The 13,928-nt window shown below is 63.2% G+C and carries 10 protein-coding genes, 1 tRNA gene and 1 pseudogene; 5 read left to right on the top strand and 7 right to left on the bottom strand.

Annotation, left to right across the window (positions count from 1 at the left end; translation table 11 throughout):
- Positions 1 to 2: 2 nt before the first annotated feature.
- A complete protein-coding gene (locus tag AAEX60_RS10245; RefSeq protein WP_342103250.1) occupies positions 3 to 3,074 on the bottom strand; it encodes a DUF3427 domain-containing protein in 3,072 nt (1,023 codons plus the stop codon).
- A gap of 124 nt (positions 3,075 to 3,198) precedes the next feature.
- Between AAEX60_RS10245 and AAEX60_RS10240 the strand changes: the two genes are divergently transcribed.
- Positions 3,199 to 3,271: transfer RNA gene (locus AAEX60_RS10240), tRNA-Thr, on the top strand.
- 1,740 nt (positions 3,272 to 5,011) lie between these two features.
- On the opposite strand, the gene AAEX60_RS10235 is transcribed toward AAEX60_RS10240, so the two are convergent.
- Positions 5,012 to 5,710, bottom strand: coding sequence for a hypothetical protein (locus tag AAEX60_RS10235; RefSeq protein ID WP_342103249.1), 699 nt, complete (start codon positions 5,708 to 5,710; stop codon positions 5,012 to 5,014).
- 670 nt (positions 5,711 to 6,380) lie between these two features.
- On the opposite strand from AAEX60_RS10235, the gene AAEX60_RS10230 reads away from it, so the two are divergent.
- Both AAEX60_RS10230 and AAEX60_RS10225 read left to right on the top strand, forming a co-directional pair.
- Positions 6,381 to 7,463 carry a helix-turn-helix domain-containing protein gene (locus AAEX60_RS10230; RefSeq protein ID WP_342103247.1) on the top strand — a complete coding sequence of 361 codons (1,083 nt, stop codon included), beginning with the start codon at positions 6,381 to 6,383 and terminating at the stop codon, positions 7,461 to 7,463.
- Entirely contained in the window at positions 7,460 to 8,032 is a 573-nt protein-coding gene (locus tag AAEX60_RS10225) for a hypothetical protein (RefSeq protein WP_342103246.1), read from the top strand. Before AAEX60_RS10230 ends, AAEX60_RS10225 begins: the two co-directional genes overlap by 4 nt.
- A 78-nt stretch (positions 8,033 to 8,110) precedes the next feature.
- On the opposite strand, the gene AAEX60_RS10220 is transcribed toward AAEX60_RS10225, so the two are convergent.
- The 4 genes from AAEX60_RS10220 to AAEX60_RS10205 all read right to left on the bottom strand — a co-directional run bounded on the left by AAEX60_RS10220 (position 8,111) and on the right by AAEX60_RS10205 (position 11,486).
- On the bottom strand, positions 8,111 to 8,353 hold the full coding sequence (locus tag AAEX60_RS10220; protein ID WP_342103244.1) for a hypothetical protein: 243 nt from the start codon (positions 8,351 to 8,353) through the stop codon (positions 8,111 to 8,113).
- Positions 8,354 to 8,370: 17 nt separating this feature from the next.
- Positions 8,371 to 9,723, bottom strand: coding sequence for a TRAP transporter large permease subunit (locus AAEX60_RS10215; protein ID WP_342103242.1), 1,353 nt, complete (start codon positions 9,721 to 9,723; stop codon positions 8,371 to 8,373).
- Positions 9,724 to 9,790: 67 nt separating this feature from the next.
- The gene (locus AAEX60_RS10210; protein ID WP_342103240.1) at positions 9,791 to 10,492 is read right to left on the bottom strand and encodes an RraA family protein; all 702 of its coding nucleotides are present in this window, start codon (positions 10,490 to 10,492) and stop codon (positions 9,791 to 9,793) included.
- Positions 10,493 to 10,517: 25 nt separating this feature from the next.
- Positions 10,518 to 11,486 (bottom strand): hydroxyacid dehydrogenase, encoded by a 969-nt coding sequence (locus AAEX60_RS10205; RefSeq protein ID WP_342103239.1) that lies wholly within the window; start codon positions 11,484 to 11,486, stop codon positions 10,518 to 10,520.
- Between the two features lie 161 nt (positions 11,487 to 11,647).
- Here AAEX60_RS10205 and AAEX60_RS10200 point away from each other — a divergent pair, with 161 nt between their 5' ends.
- Together AAEX60_RS10200 and AAEX60_RS10195 are read left to right on the top strand one after the other, a co-directional pair.
- Complete coding sequence (locus AAEX60_RS10200) at positions 11,648 to 12,649, top strand: LysR family transcriptional regulator (protein ID WP_342103238.1); 1,002 nt, start codon at positions 11,648 to 11,650, stop codon at positions 12,647 to 12,649.
- Between the two features lie 279 nt (positions 12,650 to 12,928).
- A pseudogene (locus AAEX60_RS10195) lies at positions 12,929 to 13,105 on the top strand (N-acetylmannosamine-6-phosphate 2-epimerase); the annotation flags it as partial.
- Positions 13,106 to 13,189: 84 nt separating this feature from the next.
- On the opposite strand, the gene AAEX60_RS10190 reads toward AAEX60_RS10195, so the two are convergent.
- Positions 13,190 to 13,843, bottom strand: coding sequence for an HAD-IA family hydrolase (locus AAEX60_RS10190; RefSeq protein ID WP_342103235.1), 654 nt, complete (start codon positions 13,841 to 13,843; stop codon positions 13,190 to 13,192).
- Positions 13,844 to 13,928: the final 85 nt, after the last annotated feature.

Here is a 13,928-nt window from a genome sequence, read left to right as displayed (position 1 = left end):
TGCTACTGCGCGATCGTCGTCGCGGCAAACAGGTCGGCCGGCATCGGCACCCGCAGCTTCCAGGTGATCGCGATCGGCCGGTCCCCGGTGTGGGAGACGTAGCGCGCGTCGCCCAGGAAGACATAGGGCGCCGTGCCGAACTCAGCGTCGCGCTGTTGACGCATGAACAGCAGCGGGGTGCTGCCGCCGGTGAGGTAGCGCTGGCCGGTCTTGGAAGCAACCGAGGTGGTCGACTGGGATTCCCAGTGGAACAGGCTGCGGCTGATCGGGTAGTCGCGGTAGAGGGTGCTGGGGGAGTAGTCCGCCTCTGACTTCTTGAGGGTGATGAAGAAGGCATCGATGGGTTGCCCGTCCACCTCGGTGAACAGCACACCCTCGCGGAATTGCGACGGTGGCCGCCCGATCCGCGCATGGCCCAGCCCGGCCAGGACCTCCTCGCGGGTGTAGCTGGCGTGTGGACGCAGCGGCAGACCGGCCAAGGGTCCGGCCAACTCCACGGTCATCCGCGACGTGGAGTCGAAGGCCAGGTCCACCACTTGCCGGAACTCGTCGGCGGCCAGCGGGTGGGAAGCCAGGCTGGCCAGCCCCTCCTCCGGCGAACGGAAACCACCACCGTCGGGCCACAGGGTCCAGAACAGCATCCGCGCCAGCCGCTCGTCGCTCATGGGCTCTCCGGCCAAGAGCCGCTGGTAGGCGTTGGCGCGTACGGGATCATCCACATGCGTGACCGCCCGAACGCGTCGCAACAGCTTGGACTCCAGCGGGCTGAGGGCGGGCACCAGTCCGGCCAGCGCCCGGAGATGCGTCCAACTGCGATCGGCACTGGGCCGGATCACCTGGGACAGTTCCAGCTGGTGCTCGTCCAGGAAGGTGCGCAGGGAATCGGTGGGGTCGGCGCGCAGTTCCCCGACGAGCTGTGGCCAGCGCATTTGCAGGTTGTTCTTGAGGTTCTCCAGAACCGTCTTCTGCGCAACCCGGTCCAGCACAATCTGGCAACCCGACGGGAGCAGCGGGAAGCCCTGATCCACCTGCTTTTCCAGCTCCTTGCCGCGATGCCCCGTCAGCGCGCGGAAGCGCAGGTCCAGCCGGTATTCCTTGCGGTGCTGCGCGACGAAGTCCAAGACTGTCAGCACGTCCTTGCCGGGGCAGGTGCGTAGACCGCGGCCCAGCTGCTGCAGGAAGATCGTCGGTGATTCGGTGGGCCGCAGCAGCAGGATCGTGTCCACCTCGGGGATGTCCACGCCTTCGTTGAAGATGTCAACGGTGAAGATGATGCACAGTTCGCCCGCGCGCAGCCGCTTGATGGCGGCGTCGCGCTCCTCCCTACGGGACATGCCGCTCAGCGCGGTCGCGTTCAGTCCGGCTCGGCGGAAGGCATCGGCCATGAACTCGGCGTGCTTCACACTGACGCAGAAGCCGATCGCCTTCATGCTCGACGGGTCAATCACCTTGTCGCGCAGCTGTTGCAGCACCAAGCGCGCCCGGGCGTCGCTGCCGGTGTAGATCTTCTCCAGCTCGCCGATGTCGTAGCGGCCCTGGCGCCAGTTGACGTGGGTGAGGTCCACGCCGTCGCTGATCCCGAAGTAGTGGAAGGGCGCCAGCAGCCCCTGCTGGACGGCGTCCCACACGCGCAGTTCGGCGGCGACTCGGCCGTCGAAGAAGGTGCGGACGTCCATCCCGTCGCCGCGTTCCGGGGTGGCGGTCAGGCCCAAGAGCTCTTTGGGCTGCAGGTGATTCAGCAGCCGCTTGTAGGTGGCGGCTTCGGCGTGGTGGAACTCATCGACCACGACGACGTCGAAGGCCTCGGCGGGGATCTTCTCGGGTCCGTAGCTGCTCAGCGACTGGATGCTGGCAAAGACGTGGCTCCACTTCTCCGGGCGGTTGCCGTCGACGAACAGTTCGCCAAAGCTGCCGTCGGCGAGCACCTCGCGATAAGTGCGCAGGGACTGGATCAGGATTTCGCGGCGGTGGGCGACGAAGAGCAGCCGCGGGCGGGTGCTGCCATCGCAGAGTGAGCGATAGTCGAGCGCCGCCATCACCGTCTTGCCCGTTCCGGTGGCCGCGACGATCAGATTGCGGTGCCGGTCATGAGCGCCGCGCTCACTGGCCAAGGCGTCCAGGATGGCCTGCTGGTACGGATAGGGGCGGACCTCCAGACCCGAGATCAGGCTCTCTCGGGTGCCGGCGCGGATGCCCTTGGCCTCGTTCAGGCAGCGATCCAGCCGCTCTGCGTCCTGACCGGGCAGGTAGGGCTCGAACTGGTCGCTGTTCCAGTAGGAGTCAAAGGTGGCGGCGAACTTGTCCAGCAGGTGCCCGGTGGTGGCCGACGAGAGCCGGACATTCCACTCCGCGCCGTCGACGAGAGCGGCCCGCGACAGGTTCGAGGAGCCGACGTAGGCGGTGTGGAAGCCTGTGTTACGGCGGAAGAGCCAGGCTTTGGCGTGCAGCCGGGTGACCCGGGCGTCGTACTGGACGCGGATCTCGGCGCCGAAGTCCTGCACCAGCCGGTCCAACGCGCGCCGCTCCGTGCCGCCGATGTAGGTGGTGGTGACGACGCGGATGGGCACGCCACGGTCCCGAGCGTCAGCCAGTTCCGCTTCCAGGAAGCGCAGGCCGTGCCACTGGACGAAGGCACACAGCAGGTCGACGCTGTCCGCCGACGCGAGTTCCGCCCGTAGCTCGTGACCCAATCCGGGTTCACCAGGGGCGTTGGTGAGGAGCGCGACCTCGGAGAGGGGAGTGTTGGGCCGGCGCTCGGTGACGGCCCGGGTACCCGGACCCGGCTCCGGGCTGACGCGCAGGAGCTGGCGGATCGGTGCGATGGGCTCGTCCTCCGGGGCCTGCAGGAGGCTCAGGAGTTGATTGACGACGGTGATGCGTTCGTCGGGGTTCTTGGGCAGGCGACGACGGAGAGCCGCCGCGAGATGCCGGGCCAGGACTTCCGGCTGGTCGGCGGGATCGACGTCCTTGAGCTCGGCCTGGAGCTTGGACTGATTCAGGCCGTCGAGCTGGGAGGCGAGCGCGCGCGTCACCAGCGTCTCGTACAGGCCCGGCTGGACGGCTGACTCACTCATAGCGACCAGGTTGGCACAAGGGGCTGACAAGTTCCGTGAGGCCGGCCGCACGGGTGGCGGCCGGCCTCGTTCGCGCCCGGGGAGCCGGACCGGCTATAGTTCTCTGGTCCGCTCCGGCGGGCGCGCCGCCCTAGCTCAGTTGGTAGAGCAACGCACTCGTAATGCGTAGGTCAGGGGTTCGACTCCCCTGGGCGGCTCCGATATGTTGTGCTGCACGGCTTCGCGACGCCGGACTGGGATTCCTTTCGCTAAACGCTGTGTACTTTTGAAGCCTTGGTGCAATAAACTCAGTATTTCTCTGGTGGATATGGAGATCTGTTTCTTGGGGAGGAATTTACTGTGAATTGGAATTGTGGTCGACGTCTCATGGATGTGTGGGGATATGTCTGATTTTACCGCGCTTATCCAACAGTCGACACTGATATTAAGTTCAGTTTTCGCGTTCATGGGAACGTTGGGATTGGGAACGTTAATCAGATCTCTCTGGAAGAAGATGAACCTCTCGGATGATCGAAGGTTTCTTCTCGATCTAGAGAATCATGAGAGTTCGCTGACCAGGGCTGATCAGATTCGATCAAGGGCGTCAAAATCGGGTGTAAATCAAGCTGTCGGCAGACTGGCAGATGCGCTAGAGGCTCAAGCGGAAAGCAAGCGGAAAGCAATCTGCATCATGCCATAGCTCGCACTGAATGGAAGTATTCCAAAACCCGCGGCCGTTCCGTTGTTGTTCTGGTGGGAGGTTTTTCCCTTCTCGGCCTAGCGGTCGTCACGTGGTTGGGACTCCAAGGGTCTTGGCGAACCTGTTTCTGTTCCGTCTTCGTACTGTTTGCCGCGCTCTTCTTTTCCTATGGCATCACTGGGTTGTACGTCGTTCGGGATTTTTGGATCTGGCGAAGGATGGATCTGAATAGAGGGAGGCCGATCACTCGGTTGACGCTAGGTCAAAAATTCTTCGGCGGTGGAGTCTGGGATCCGAGGTGATAGATTGCCTTGTTCAATCTGGTGGCTGATTTCTCCTAGGCCATCCTTCTGATCTGAGGTTGCAATTGAGATCAGATCAGATCAGAGTGTTGGGTCCCCGTGGGTGATGATCTTCCGGGAGATTGCTTGGCTCTTCACAGACTGGGGGGGGTAGGACGGGTACGAGACCTAGGTTCGGACAGGGGGGCTAGGTTCCGTGGGGGATGGAAGTTCCTGCACTGCCTCGCCTCGGATCGGATAGTTGGACCGGAGTTGGACCTCTTTAGTGCCCTGAGATCTTCTGTAAAGAGCCACTAAAGAGGTTCAACTCAGGCTCGGCGTGTACGACCGCCACTTCTGCTCTCCATGTCGGCACCTTTCGACGGAATCCCCAGATCTCGCTATCTCAGGTGTCTACTAAGTCAGGGAGGGCCCAGAGAGGTGACTTGACGCTTTGGTTAGTACGCGGTGGTGATGTTGTTGAACGGTTTGAAACGCCGGGCTCAAATGGGTCAGGTGCCGTCCCGTTCTGGGCTCACGGTACAAGATGGCTGTTTAGTACCTCTGTAATACAGCTATGCATTTCAGACAAGATTGCCTCAGCCTCCGTCGGGCTTGGGGTGGCGCTCGCTCGATGCATATAAACATTCCGCTTGTTCGTGACTTGCTGCATGTAATGGTTCTTCTGATCTTCGGTGAGAACAGATACTCGCTTAAGTCTCTTGAGGTAGTCGCCCAGACTGTGGCAGGTACCGTTTGAATCCCAGCCGCGCACCTGGATCACCTGTGCCAAGGATGAATCAAGGAATCTGGTGGTATAAAGAACCTTTAGGAGTCGGTCTTCTGGGCGCTTGTCACCGGGGAGATTCTTTAGGCTGTTCATTTCTCCGGTGATCTCATTGAGAAATGGAGCGCTTGCCAAGGTCTGGCTAGTTGAGATTAGAATATGAAGCGTGTTTATTCGGTTTTTCATGGACCTAGGCATTGTTAGCTCCCCATTGCTGTGAGTGAACGCAGTAGCCTGCAAACTCGGCTGCTCGTAATGGCTTGTAGGGGTCGAATCCAGTTGGGACTTCTGTGAATGTGGCTCGGAGGTGATGCCTTGCCAAGCGGGCGTCTCCGCGCTTAATCATCGTGGCTATGTCGGCGAGTGCGCTGGGGTTCGAGGAGAAGTCATTTACGCTGGCGACCCAGGAGAGGCTCGCTACTCTACGGGAAATGGCTATCTCGTCGGTGGAACTGATGCCAGCGTAGAGTTGACCGTTGTCGACATTTACGAAGGAGGGGAGGCGGAGGTTTCCCATCTCGAGGGAGATGGCTTGTGATGTAGTTACGCGATCTGAATTGGCCTCAGCCCCGCGAGAGAGAAAGCGTCTGTGATGGGCTTCACGTAGTGGTCCTAGGTGCGCTGCCACTCTAGGAAAGTCACCAGCCATTCTCCTGGGGAAGGCCTCGTCGTCTCCAAGGAGCCATACTTCATCGAATAGGCTGACGCTCACGTCATCTATGATTCGCGTGGTTGCTAGAATGAATTTCGCGTGCATGGGGAGAGCTAGATGGCCGAGGATGATTCGGCCGTACTCGCTTGGATTTTCTGGCCCCAGCCCCAAGGATGAGTATACGTAGATTGCAAGTAGTTCGCCCCTGATGGCGGCCAGTAGGTCAGGTCCACGCATCAGTAAAGGATGATCTGGGTGGCGCACTGCCTTGCCCCGTTCTCCTAGATGATTCGCCAGATGTCTCACCAATTCTGGCTTATGGCTGTCTTGGCTGAGTGGTGAATCGTGAACGTTTTTATCTGGCATGAATCCCTCTCGCTTGAACGTGGAATTCCAAGAATTGGAACCCGTAATTCTAGTTTCTAGACGCTGCCTGTTGCAGGCTGTGGCAGGGTCCGGGCTGTGGTATCGCCAACGAGCTGCATCTAACTAATGGGATGGATGGAGCATCGTGGTAGTGCAACGGCCTTGGCATTGGACGGATCGCGTGTACACCCGTGCCTGAATGGTGTCGCGCCCGTTCAGCGACGTGAACTCAATCTCCTGCAGAGCCATGCCGACCTCCTTGTTATGCAGCCAAAGCACCTGTCCCACAACCTACGCCAGGCTTCGGCTCGTTTCGGTGCTTCTCGGCAACCTGTGGATCACGAGCCAAGCATCAAGGACTGGCAGCGGGGGAGTCCCTCGTCGGCGGTGCGGCGGTCGCCCTAGGTCGGCGGACTCTGACCGGGTGCCCAGCGCGAACATCGCAGCGAGGATGAGCCCGTTGGCTCTGGACGAGCCTGCGGTTGGGTGAGTCGATAGCAATGAACTTGGGATATTCACAAGTTTGGCGTAGGGTGGGTGCATGAACGAGACCATCGGCGAGCGCGTCGCCAAGGCAATCCCGGAAGGTGTCACCCGTCGGCAGATCGCTGCGAAGGTGGGCATAGCGGAGGATGCCTTTTCGCGCGCCTTGCACGGCAAGCGAGGCTTCTCTGCCTTGGAGCTTGCCCGGTTGGGGGAGGCGCTGGAGGTTGACGTTCACGAGCTGATCACCGGTCGGCCGGACCCAAACCGGTTGGTGCTGGCCGCCCGTCACCAAGTGGATCGCGACACGTGGGAGCGGACCAATGATGGTGCCGCCGACGACAAGCAGATCCTGGCCGATGTCGGCATTGCCCTGCGCAATGCGGCGCGCGTCGCTCCGCAGCCCGCGAGCACCATCCCGCAGGATGTGGAGGATGCGCGTGCTGCCTTGGGCTCCGACTTTGTACGGCCCTTCATGGAGCGACTGCGGGATCTGGGAATCGACGTGGTCAGGGTCGCGGGTCTGGGAACGTCCTACAGCCTGCACGTTGGCAACCGGGCGGTCATCGCGGTACCGGAGAACGGCAACTGGTTCCGGGAGAACTGGGACATGGCCCACGAGCTGGGGCATCTGGTGCTGGGGCACCGGGAGGTTGACTGCACCACCCGGAACGACGTTGACCGGGAAGAGGCGGCGGCCAATGCCTTTGCTGCTGAGCTGCTGCTGCCAGCGGAAGAAATGCGGGCCGTCGACTGGTCGTCTGTGACGCCCGCAGAGGTGGCCGGGCAGGTCTGGGCGCGGGGTGTCTCGACCAGCGCTCTGGCAACCCGGATCGGCTGGCTGAAGCTGCCGGTGGACGAGGATCTGCTGGCTGGCCTCGACGTCACCACCCAGCGCTACTTGCGCCTGAACTGGAAGTCGGCTGGCAGCGGTGACCCCATCACCATTCGGATGAAGGAGGCCGCCACCCGCAGTTTCCCCGACTGGGTGGTCACCGCCTGCCTCGACGGAGTTGCCACGGGCGTGGTGCGGAAGTCGCTGCTGGCGTGGGTCCTCGGCGTGGACGAGGAAGCACTGGAGGTTGAGGAGTCCGAAGCTGAGTCGATTGACGGCGACAAGCTGATGAACCTGCTGTCATGACGGCTGCTGAACTCATCTTCCCCGACACCACCGTGCTGGTGAACTTTGCTTTGATCGACCGGATGGACTTGCTGGAACAGCTCGTCAACGGTCGGGGGACGTGGTGCGGCACGGTTTCCGAGGAGTGTGCACGGCGCGCTGAGCGGATGAACCTGCCAGAAATGCTCCGCTCCAGCCAGATCTTCGGTGAGCCGATTCGGCTTGTCACCAGAGCGGAGTTTGATGACTACCACCTCAATCTGGACTGGTTCGCATCGGTGTCGTCGGATCCGCATGCTGGCCATGAGGGAGAGTCAGAAACGCTGGCAATCATGCTGAATCGCGAGGAGAGCGGGCTGATGGTCACTGATGACACGTCAGTTCCCAAACGGGTGGAGGTCCTCCAGGCGCAGCAGCGGATCAGCGTCTGTACCACCTGGGACCTCTTGCGTATCGCCCTGTGGCGAGGGCAGATCGAGGAGAAGTCCTTCTGGGACTATCGCCGGACGTTGTTGACCGAAGGGCGCGGGTGCCCGAGCCGCGTGCGCAACCCGAATCTGTGCGCGCAGTGGATCAAGCGCCCGAGCTGATGAGAGGCAGCTACCGAGGCTGATGCCCATGCCCCTCTCCGAGGCATGGGCATCAGGTCGATGTCGAATCAAACCACCTCACGCTGGCTGCTCGGCGCTCTCCTTCTTCTTCTGCGGGTAGATCACCGAGTAGAGGTAGCAGAGCACCCCCACAATCGCGATCGCGGGGAAGATGACGTCGTCGACGCGGTCCTCAATCGCGATGATCATCTCCGGCTTGCCCAGTACCAGGAACAGCGTCTGGCCCAGGACAAAGAGCAGGCCGCCCAAGAAGAACACGGCGGTTCCCAGCCCAATCACTACGTGGAACAACTTCTTCATGTCGGATTCCTTGTCTCTCAGGGCAGCGGCAGCCAGCCGGCGGCAATCAGCCCGGCAAGCACGGTGATGGGCAGGACGAACCACATGATCAGCGGCATGTAGATCTTGGGTGGATCGGTCTCGGTGAGGCCGCAGGCCACGAACAGTGCACCCGACGCGGGCGGCGAGGCGCCCTCGGTGGAGGCCACCACCAGCAGCGCCACCGCGGCGGCCAGCGGGTCAACGCCTACGCCCACCAGGATCGCGTGGCTCACCACGCCCACCGAGGTCAGCGTCGCCGTCGAGGACAGCGGCCCCGCCACCACGGCCAGGAGCAGCAGGATCACCACGGTGGTGATCACCGGGGACAGGCTCATCCGGTCCAGCAGCGCCACCACGTCCTTGTCCAGGCCCAGCTTGGAGATCACATTGGAGGCGGCGAAGATGAAGAACAGCAGCCCGCCAATCGACGCGATGTGCGGGATCAGTTTCTGGATGAAGTCCTCCCAGCCGGTGAACTGGCGGGCCACATTCTTGCCGTCCAGCAGCAGGATGATCAGGATCATCAGCACCGGCAGCCAGACCAGCAGGTTGAGCGCCCCCATGGCGTCCTCCCACGTCTCGGACAGGGCCGAGAAGTGCTCGGGAATGGGGCCCATGGTCAGCATCACGGGAATGATGGCGCCCAGGAAGAGCAGCAGGTTGATGCCGTACTTGCGGAAGACGACGCCCACCGGATCCGCGTCGGGCTGCACCATTGGCTGGATCTTGTTCTTGCGGGTGATGTAGTGGATGTAGATCACCCGCCACAGCACCTGGTAGAGGCCGGAGACGAACAGCGCCACGTAGAGCCCGCCCTCGGAAACCACCCCGGCCACCGTCGGGAATCCCAACACCAGGAAGAGCGAGGCCGACGGCGGGAAACCCGCCCCCAGGCCACCATTTCCAGCAATTAGGGTGGCGGCCTGCTCCTTCTTCCACCCGGAACGCATCAGCCAGTTGGCGGTGAACGCACCGGAGGTGGCGGCATTGGGAGTGTTGCCGCCGGAGAAGCAGCCCAGCACCGAGGAAATGGCGGTGTTGGCGTAGGCCGGCCCGCCCTTGAGCCGGCCGAACAACCGGGTGAAGATCTCCAGCATTCCGGTGAGCACATTGGAGTTCTGGAGCAGGAAGGACATGAAGACGAAGGCCATCGAGGCAAAGAGCACCTCATAGTTCAGGGCGTACTTGACGGCGCCCAGCATCAGGCCCCACGCCTTGTCCAGGCCGCCGAAGAAGGGCAAGATGATCAGGCTGAGCAGGGCAGCCTCGGTGATGTTGCGCTTTAGCACGACGGCCCAGGCGATGATCAGTGCAATGAAGACCAGCAGTGCTGCAAGACCGGGTCCCATGTGACACCTCCAGTGAAGGGGGTGGCCTCATCATTGCGGCCACCACGGTGGGTTGGAGTCGGGTGACTCAGGGGCGGTGGACGTCGTCGATGATCTCGAAACCCTTGTCCAGAAGGTTCTGCTTGACCCAGCCGCGCTTGGCCTCGCCCTTGCGGGCCAGCACCAGCTTGGCCTCGTCATTGGCCTGGAAGGCGCGGGCGTCGGCCAGCACCTGTGCGCCGTCGCGCCGCGGGACGACGGTGATCCCGTCGGGATCGGCGACGATGATGTCACCGGGATGCACCGTGATCCCGCCGCAGGCCACCGGCACGTTCACCTCTCCGGGGCCCTCCTTGTACGGGCCGGCCGGGGTGGTGCCGGTGCAGTAGACCGGGAAGTCCCAGGTGCCAATCTCGTCGATGTCCCGGATTGGTCCGTCGATGATGATGCCGCCGGCCTTCTGGCCCCACCGCAGGTGCGCCATCATCACCTCGCCGATCAGGGCGCGGGTGTCATCCTCCTCATTGGAGACCACCAGGATGTCGCCCTCGTGGCAGTAGGTGAGCGCGGCGTGCAGGGCCAGGTTGTCGCCGGCGCGGCACTTCACGGTCCAGGCCGGCCCGGCGGTCACCTGGTTCTTGGGGCTGCTGACCAGCCGGATCCGCGGGTTCATGGACGCCGCGCGGGACATCACGTCGGCCACATTGGAGGCGGGAATGGTGCGGAAACCATCCAGCACCTCGGGGTCCGGCATCTCACGCTGCAGGTAGATTCGCTGTCCGTAGCTCATGTCATTTCTCCCGGTGGTCTTGAGGTCAGTTCTGGATCAGGTCACGCAGTTCCGGCACGACGAAGTCCGGGGTGCGGCCACAGAAGTAGTCGTCGACGGCCTTGGCGCAGGCCACCGAGGAACGGGCGGCGGCTTCCCGGGTGGCGCCCCCGATGTGCGGGGCGGTGAGCACGTTCTCCATGGCCAGCAGCGGGCTGTCGGCCGGGATTGGCTCCACAGCGGTCACATCCAGCGCGGCACCGGCAATCCGGCCCTGCTCCAGGGCGGCCACCAGCGCCGGCTCGTCGACGATGGTGCCGCGCGAGGTGTTGATCAGGTAGGCGGTGGGCTTCATCAGCTCGAACTCCGCCGCCCCCACCGATCCGACGGTCAGAGGGGTGGCCGGCAGGTGGAGCGACACGTAGTCTGAACGGGAGAAGATCTCATTGCGGTCTTCCACCAGCTGGATGTAGTCCGGCAATTCCCCCTTGGCAAAGGGGTCATGGGCCAGCACGTTCATGTCAAAACCCAGGGCGGCCTTCTTGGCCACCAGCGCGCCGATATTTCCCAGGCCCACCAGACCCAGGGTCTTGCCGTCCAGCTCGGTCTTGGGAATTCCCATCTTGGCGTACTTGTAGTCAGTCACGTAGTGCTTCTGCACCGCCTTGAAATTCCGTGAGCAGTGCAGCATGTAGAAGATGGCCAGCTCCGCCACCGAGATGGCATTGGACGGGCCGGCGGTGCACACCAGCACGCCGTTGCGCCGGGCCGCTTCCACGTCGACGGTGTCATAGCCAGCGCCGTGCCGGGCCAAGATCTTCAGCTTGGGCGCGGCATCCAGCACCTTGGCGGTGGCGCGGGCGGTGCGCAGGATCACCGCGTCACAGTCCTTGATGTCCGCAATGATCTCCTCCTCGCTGATGCCCCGGCCCTCAACCACCTCATAGCCGCGGTTCAGCAGATAGGATTTTCCCTCCGGAAGTAGAGGTTGTGGAAGTAGTACGCGAATCGTCATTGATTTTGCTCCGCATCAGAAATCTGGGGATTCCAGTCCCCGGGGAAACGGCTTCGTTTACCCCTTGCCTCGTTGCTGTCTATGACCCTAGGCTCGAAGTCATCGCCCGGCGAGCGATGTTTCTTTGGCGTGGCAACAAAGCAAATTTGTGAGGTGTAGTCATGGACTTGGTCAGCATTGGTTACTTCCGAGAATTGGCGCATGACCTGAATATGACCCGGACCGCGGGGCGGCTGTTCGTTTCCCAACAGACCCTGAGCAACCACATCCGCCGTCTGGAGGACTACTTCGGGGCGCCGTTGTTGCACCGCCGGCCCTCGCTGGCGCTGACCGACGCCGGCGTCGAGGTGCTGGCCTTTGCGGAGAAGCTGGGGCGCCAAGAAGCCAACCTGCGCGACGCGCTGGCTGAGATTGCGGAGGGGGAGCGGGGGCAGTTACGTATTGGTGCCGCTCCCGTGCGGGGCAATGCCTTGCTGCCGTTGATGGTTCCGCCGTTTGCCCGGAGTCATCCGCGGGTGGAGATCGTCTTCCGCGCCGGGATCACCTCAGTGGTGACCGCAATGGTGCTGCGCGGGGAGATTGACCTGGGGATCGTGCTGGAGGGTGAGTTCTCCGCTGAGCTGGCCAGCGAGCGGCTGTACGGCGAGCAGGTGGTGCTCTGCGTTCCGGAGAGCCTGCTCGTGCAGCACTATTCGCCAGACCAGGTACGGCAGCTGAAGGCCAGGGCTCCCGATGGGCTGGGCCTCGCTGATCTGGCGAGGCTCCCCTTCTCCGTGATGACGAACCAGTTGGGCCAGCGGATGGCTGGTTGCTTCCAACGGGCCGGTGTTGAACCGCACATCGCGTTCACGGGCTCCGCGACGACGGAGACCATTCCGCTGGCGATGGCTGGCTTGGCAGCCTGCTACTGCACGCAGACCGCCCTGATTCCCGTGGACAGCCCCCTTGAGGGAATGAATGTCTTTCCGCTGCTCGACGGAGGGCAGCCCATCGTTCAAGACCTATACCTGATCCGGCACCAGGAGCGGGTCCTGCCCGGGTATGCCCGAGAATTCGTCGACTCGCTGCGGGGTACGGCTGCCACGGTGGAGCGCACCCATCCGCTCAGCATCGTCGAGGCGCGGGCCGGAGCTGGGCAAGCCGAAGGCAGCGATCTGCGCTGATAGTTGGGTCCGCACCGGGGCTCATGGCGGCAAGGGGTGAGCGTGTCCTGTCGACCTGGACGATGTCGTCGGCGGTGGCTCCTCAATGCAATCCACCCCCGCCGTCGAACCCTGACCCGGCGGGGTCTGGAGTGTCTGGCAGAAAGAGTCCTTCGTGAATTGTTACTCGAAGCACGTGCGAGGCAAGACCTGGGTCCGGGCAGTCGATGCTGCCGTGAGACTTGGGTCTTTTTCATGTCCCGACCACTTCGGTGCTCGTAACAGTCCCAAGGAGCAGACATGGAACATGTCGTCGCAGCCCTCGCCGGCGGTCTGGTGGTGTCCTGCCAGGCCCTTCCCGGTGAGCCGATGTATCGCCCCGACGGCGGTGTGATGCCGCTGTTCGCCATTGCCGCCGAGCGCGCCGGCGCCGTCGGTATCCGGGCCAACTCCGCCCGCGACGTTGCCGAGATCAAGCAGGCCGTCGCGCTGCCGGTGATCGGCCTGATCAAGCACAAGCACCCCGACTCGCCCTCCTGGCGTTGCACACGGCGCGCCTGGTCACCGCGGCTCGGGACTGAACTCCAGCAGGATTCCCTCGTCGGAGGGTATTCGACGAACGTGGCGCAGGTCGGGGATCAACACGTCGACGGTGGTCGGGTCGAGCTTGTTGCCGACGCCGACCACCAGGCCGGCCCCGGCGGCCCGCGCCGCCTCGACGCCCACCGCCGCGTCCTCGAAGACCGCCACCCGGGACGGCTCCAGGCCCAGCAGTTGCGCGCCGCGCAGGTAGGGATCCGGGCTGGGCTTGCCCAGCGTGACGTCCTCCGCGGTGATCATCCGCGTCGGGTTGTGCCCGGCATTGGCCAGCCGCGGCACGGCCAGCTCCCGCCCGGCGGAGGTGACCACCACCCAGCGCTGCGCGGGCAGGCTCTCGGTGAAGGCAACGGCGCCGGGTATCTCGGGCATCCGGTGGGACTCGGCCACCTCCATCTTTTCGATTGCCTGCAACGCGGCCGGGTGGTCCTCCGGCGAGACCCACTGCGCAATGATGTCCCGCGCCGGGGTGCCGTGCGGGAAGTTCACGGTCGGGTCAAAGCCCGGGGTCCAGATCTTGCCCCACTCCCGCCAGACGGCCATCGCCACCTCCAGCGAGTTCACCAGCACCCCATCGCTGTCGAACAGGATGCCGTCGACGGGGAAACTCCGGGTCATGGTGGGGCGCCTTTCATGCGTTCGGTCAATCCGCGAAGTGCGGGCTGGTCAGGGCCGAGCCTAACGGCGGATCGTCACCGAAGAT

It is taken from the genome of Luteococcus sp. H101, assembly GCF_038433155.1.
Taxonomy (GTDB): domain Bacteria; phylum Actinomycetota; class Actinomycetes; order Propionibacteriales; family Propionibacteriaceae; genus Luteococcus.
The sequence above is the reverse complement of the archived record's forward strand: the minus strand, read 5'-3'. Positions and strand labels throughout refer to the sequence as shown.

What these genes read in the sequence shown, in the direction of transcription:
- AAEX60_RS10190 (WP_342103235.1), bottom strand. Translation starts at nt 13,843, where the DNA reads ATGACCCGGAGTTTCCCCGTCGACGGCATCCTGTTCGACAGCGATGGG.
- AAEX60_RS10245 (WP_342103250.1), bottom strand. Translation starts at nt 3,074, where the DNA reads ATGAGTGAGTCAGCCGTCCAGCCGGGCCTGTACGAGACGCTGGTGACG.
- AAEX60_RS10220 (WP_342103244.1), bottom strand. Translation starts at nt 8,353, where the DNA reads ATGAAGAAGTTGTTCCACGTAGTGATTGGGCTGGGAACCGCCGTGTTC.
- AAEX60_RS10200 (WP_342103238.1), top strand. Translation starts at nt 11,648, where the DNA reads ATGGACTTGGTCAGCATTGGTTACTTCCGAGAATTGGCGCATGACCTG.
- AAEX60_RS10210 (WP_342103240.1), bottom strand. Translation starts at nt 10,492, where the DNA reads ATGAGCTACGGACAGCGAATCTACCTGCAGCGTGAGATGCCGGACCCC.
- AAEX60_RS10205 (WP_342103239.1), bottom strand. Translation starts at nt 11,486, where the DNA reads ATGACGATTCGCGTACTACTTCCACAACCTCTACTTCCGGAGGGAAAA.
- AAEX60_RS10230 (WP_342103247.1), top strand. Translation starts at nt 6,381, where the DNA reads ATGAACGAGACCATCGGCGAGCGCGTCGCCAAGGCAATCCCGGAAGGT.
- AAEX60_RS10235 (WP_342103249.1), bottom strand. Translation starts at nt 5,710, where the DNA reads ATGCGTGGACCTGACCTACTGGCCGCCATCAGGGGCGAACTACTTGCA.
- AAEX60_RS10215 (WP_342103242.1), bottom strand. Translation starts at nt 9,723, where the DNA reads ATGGGACCCGGTCTTGCAGCACTGCTGGTCTTCATTGCACTGATCATC.
- AAEX60_RS10225 (WP_342103246.1), top strand. Translation starts at nt 7,460, where the DNA reads ATGACGGCTGCTGAACTCATCTTCCCCGACACCACCGTGCTGGTGAAC.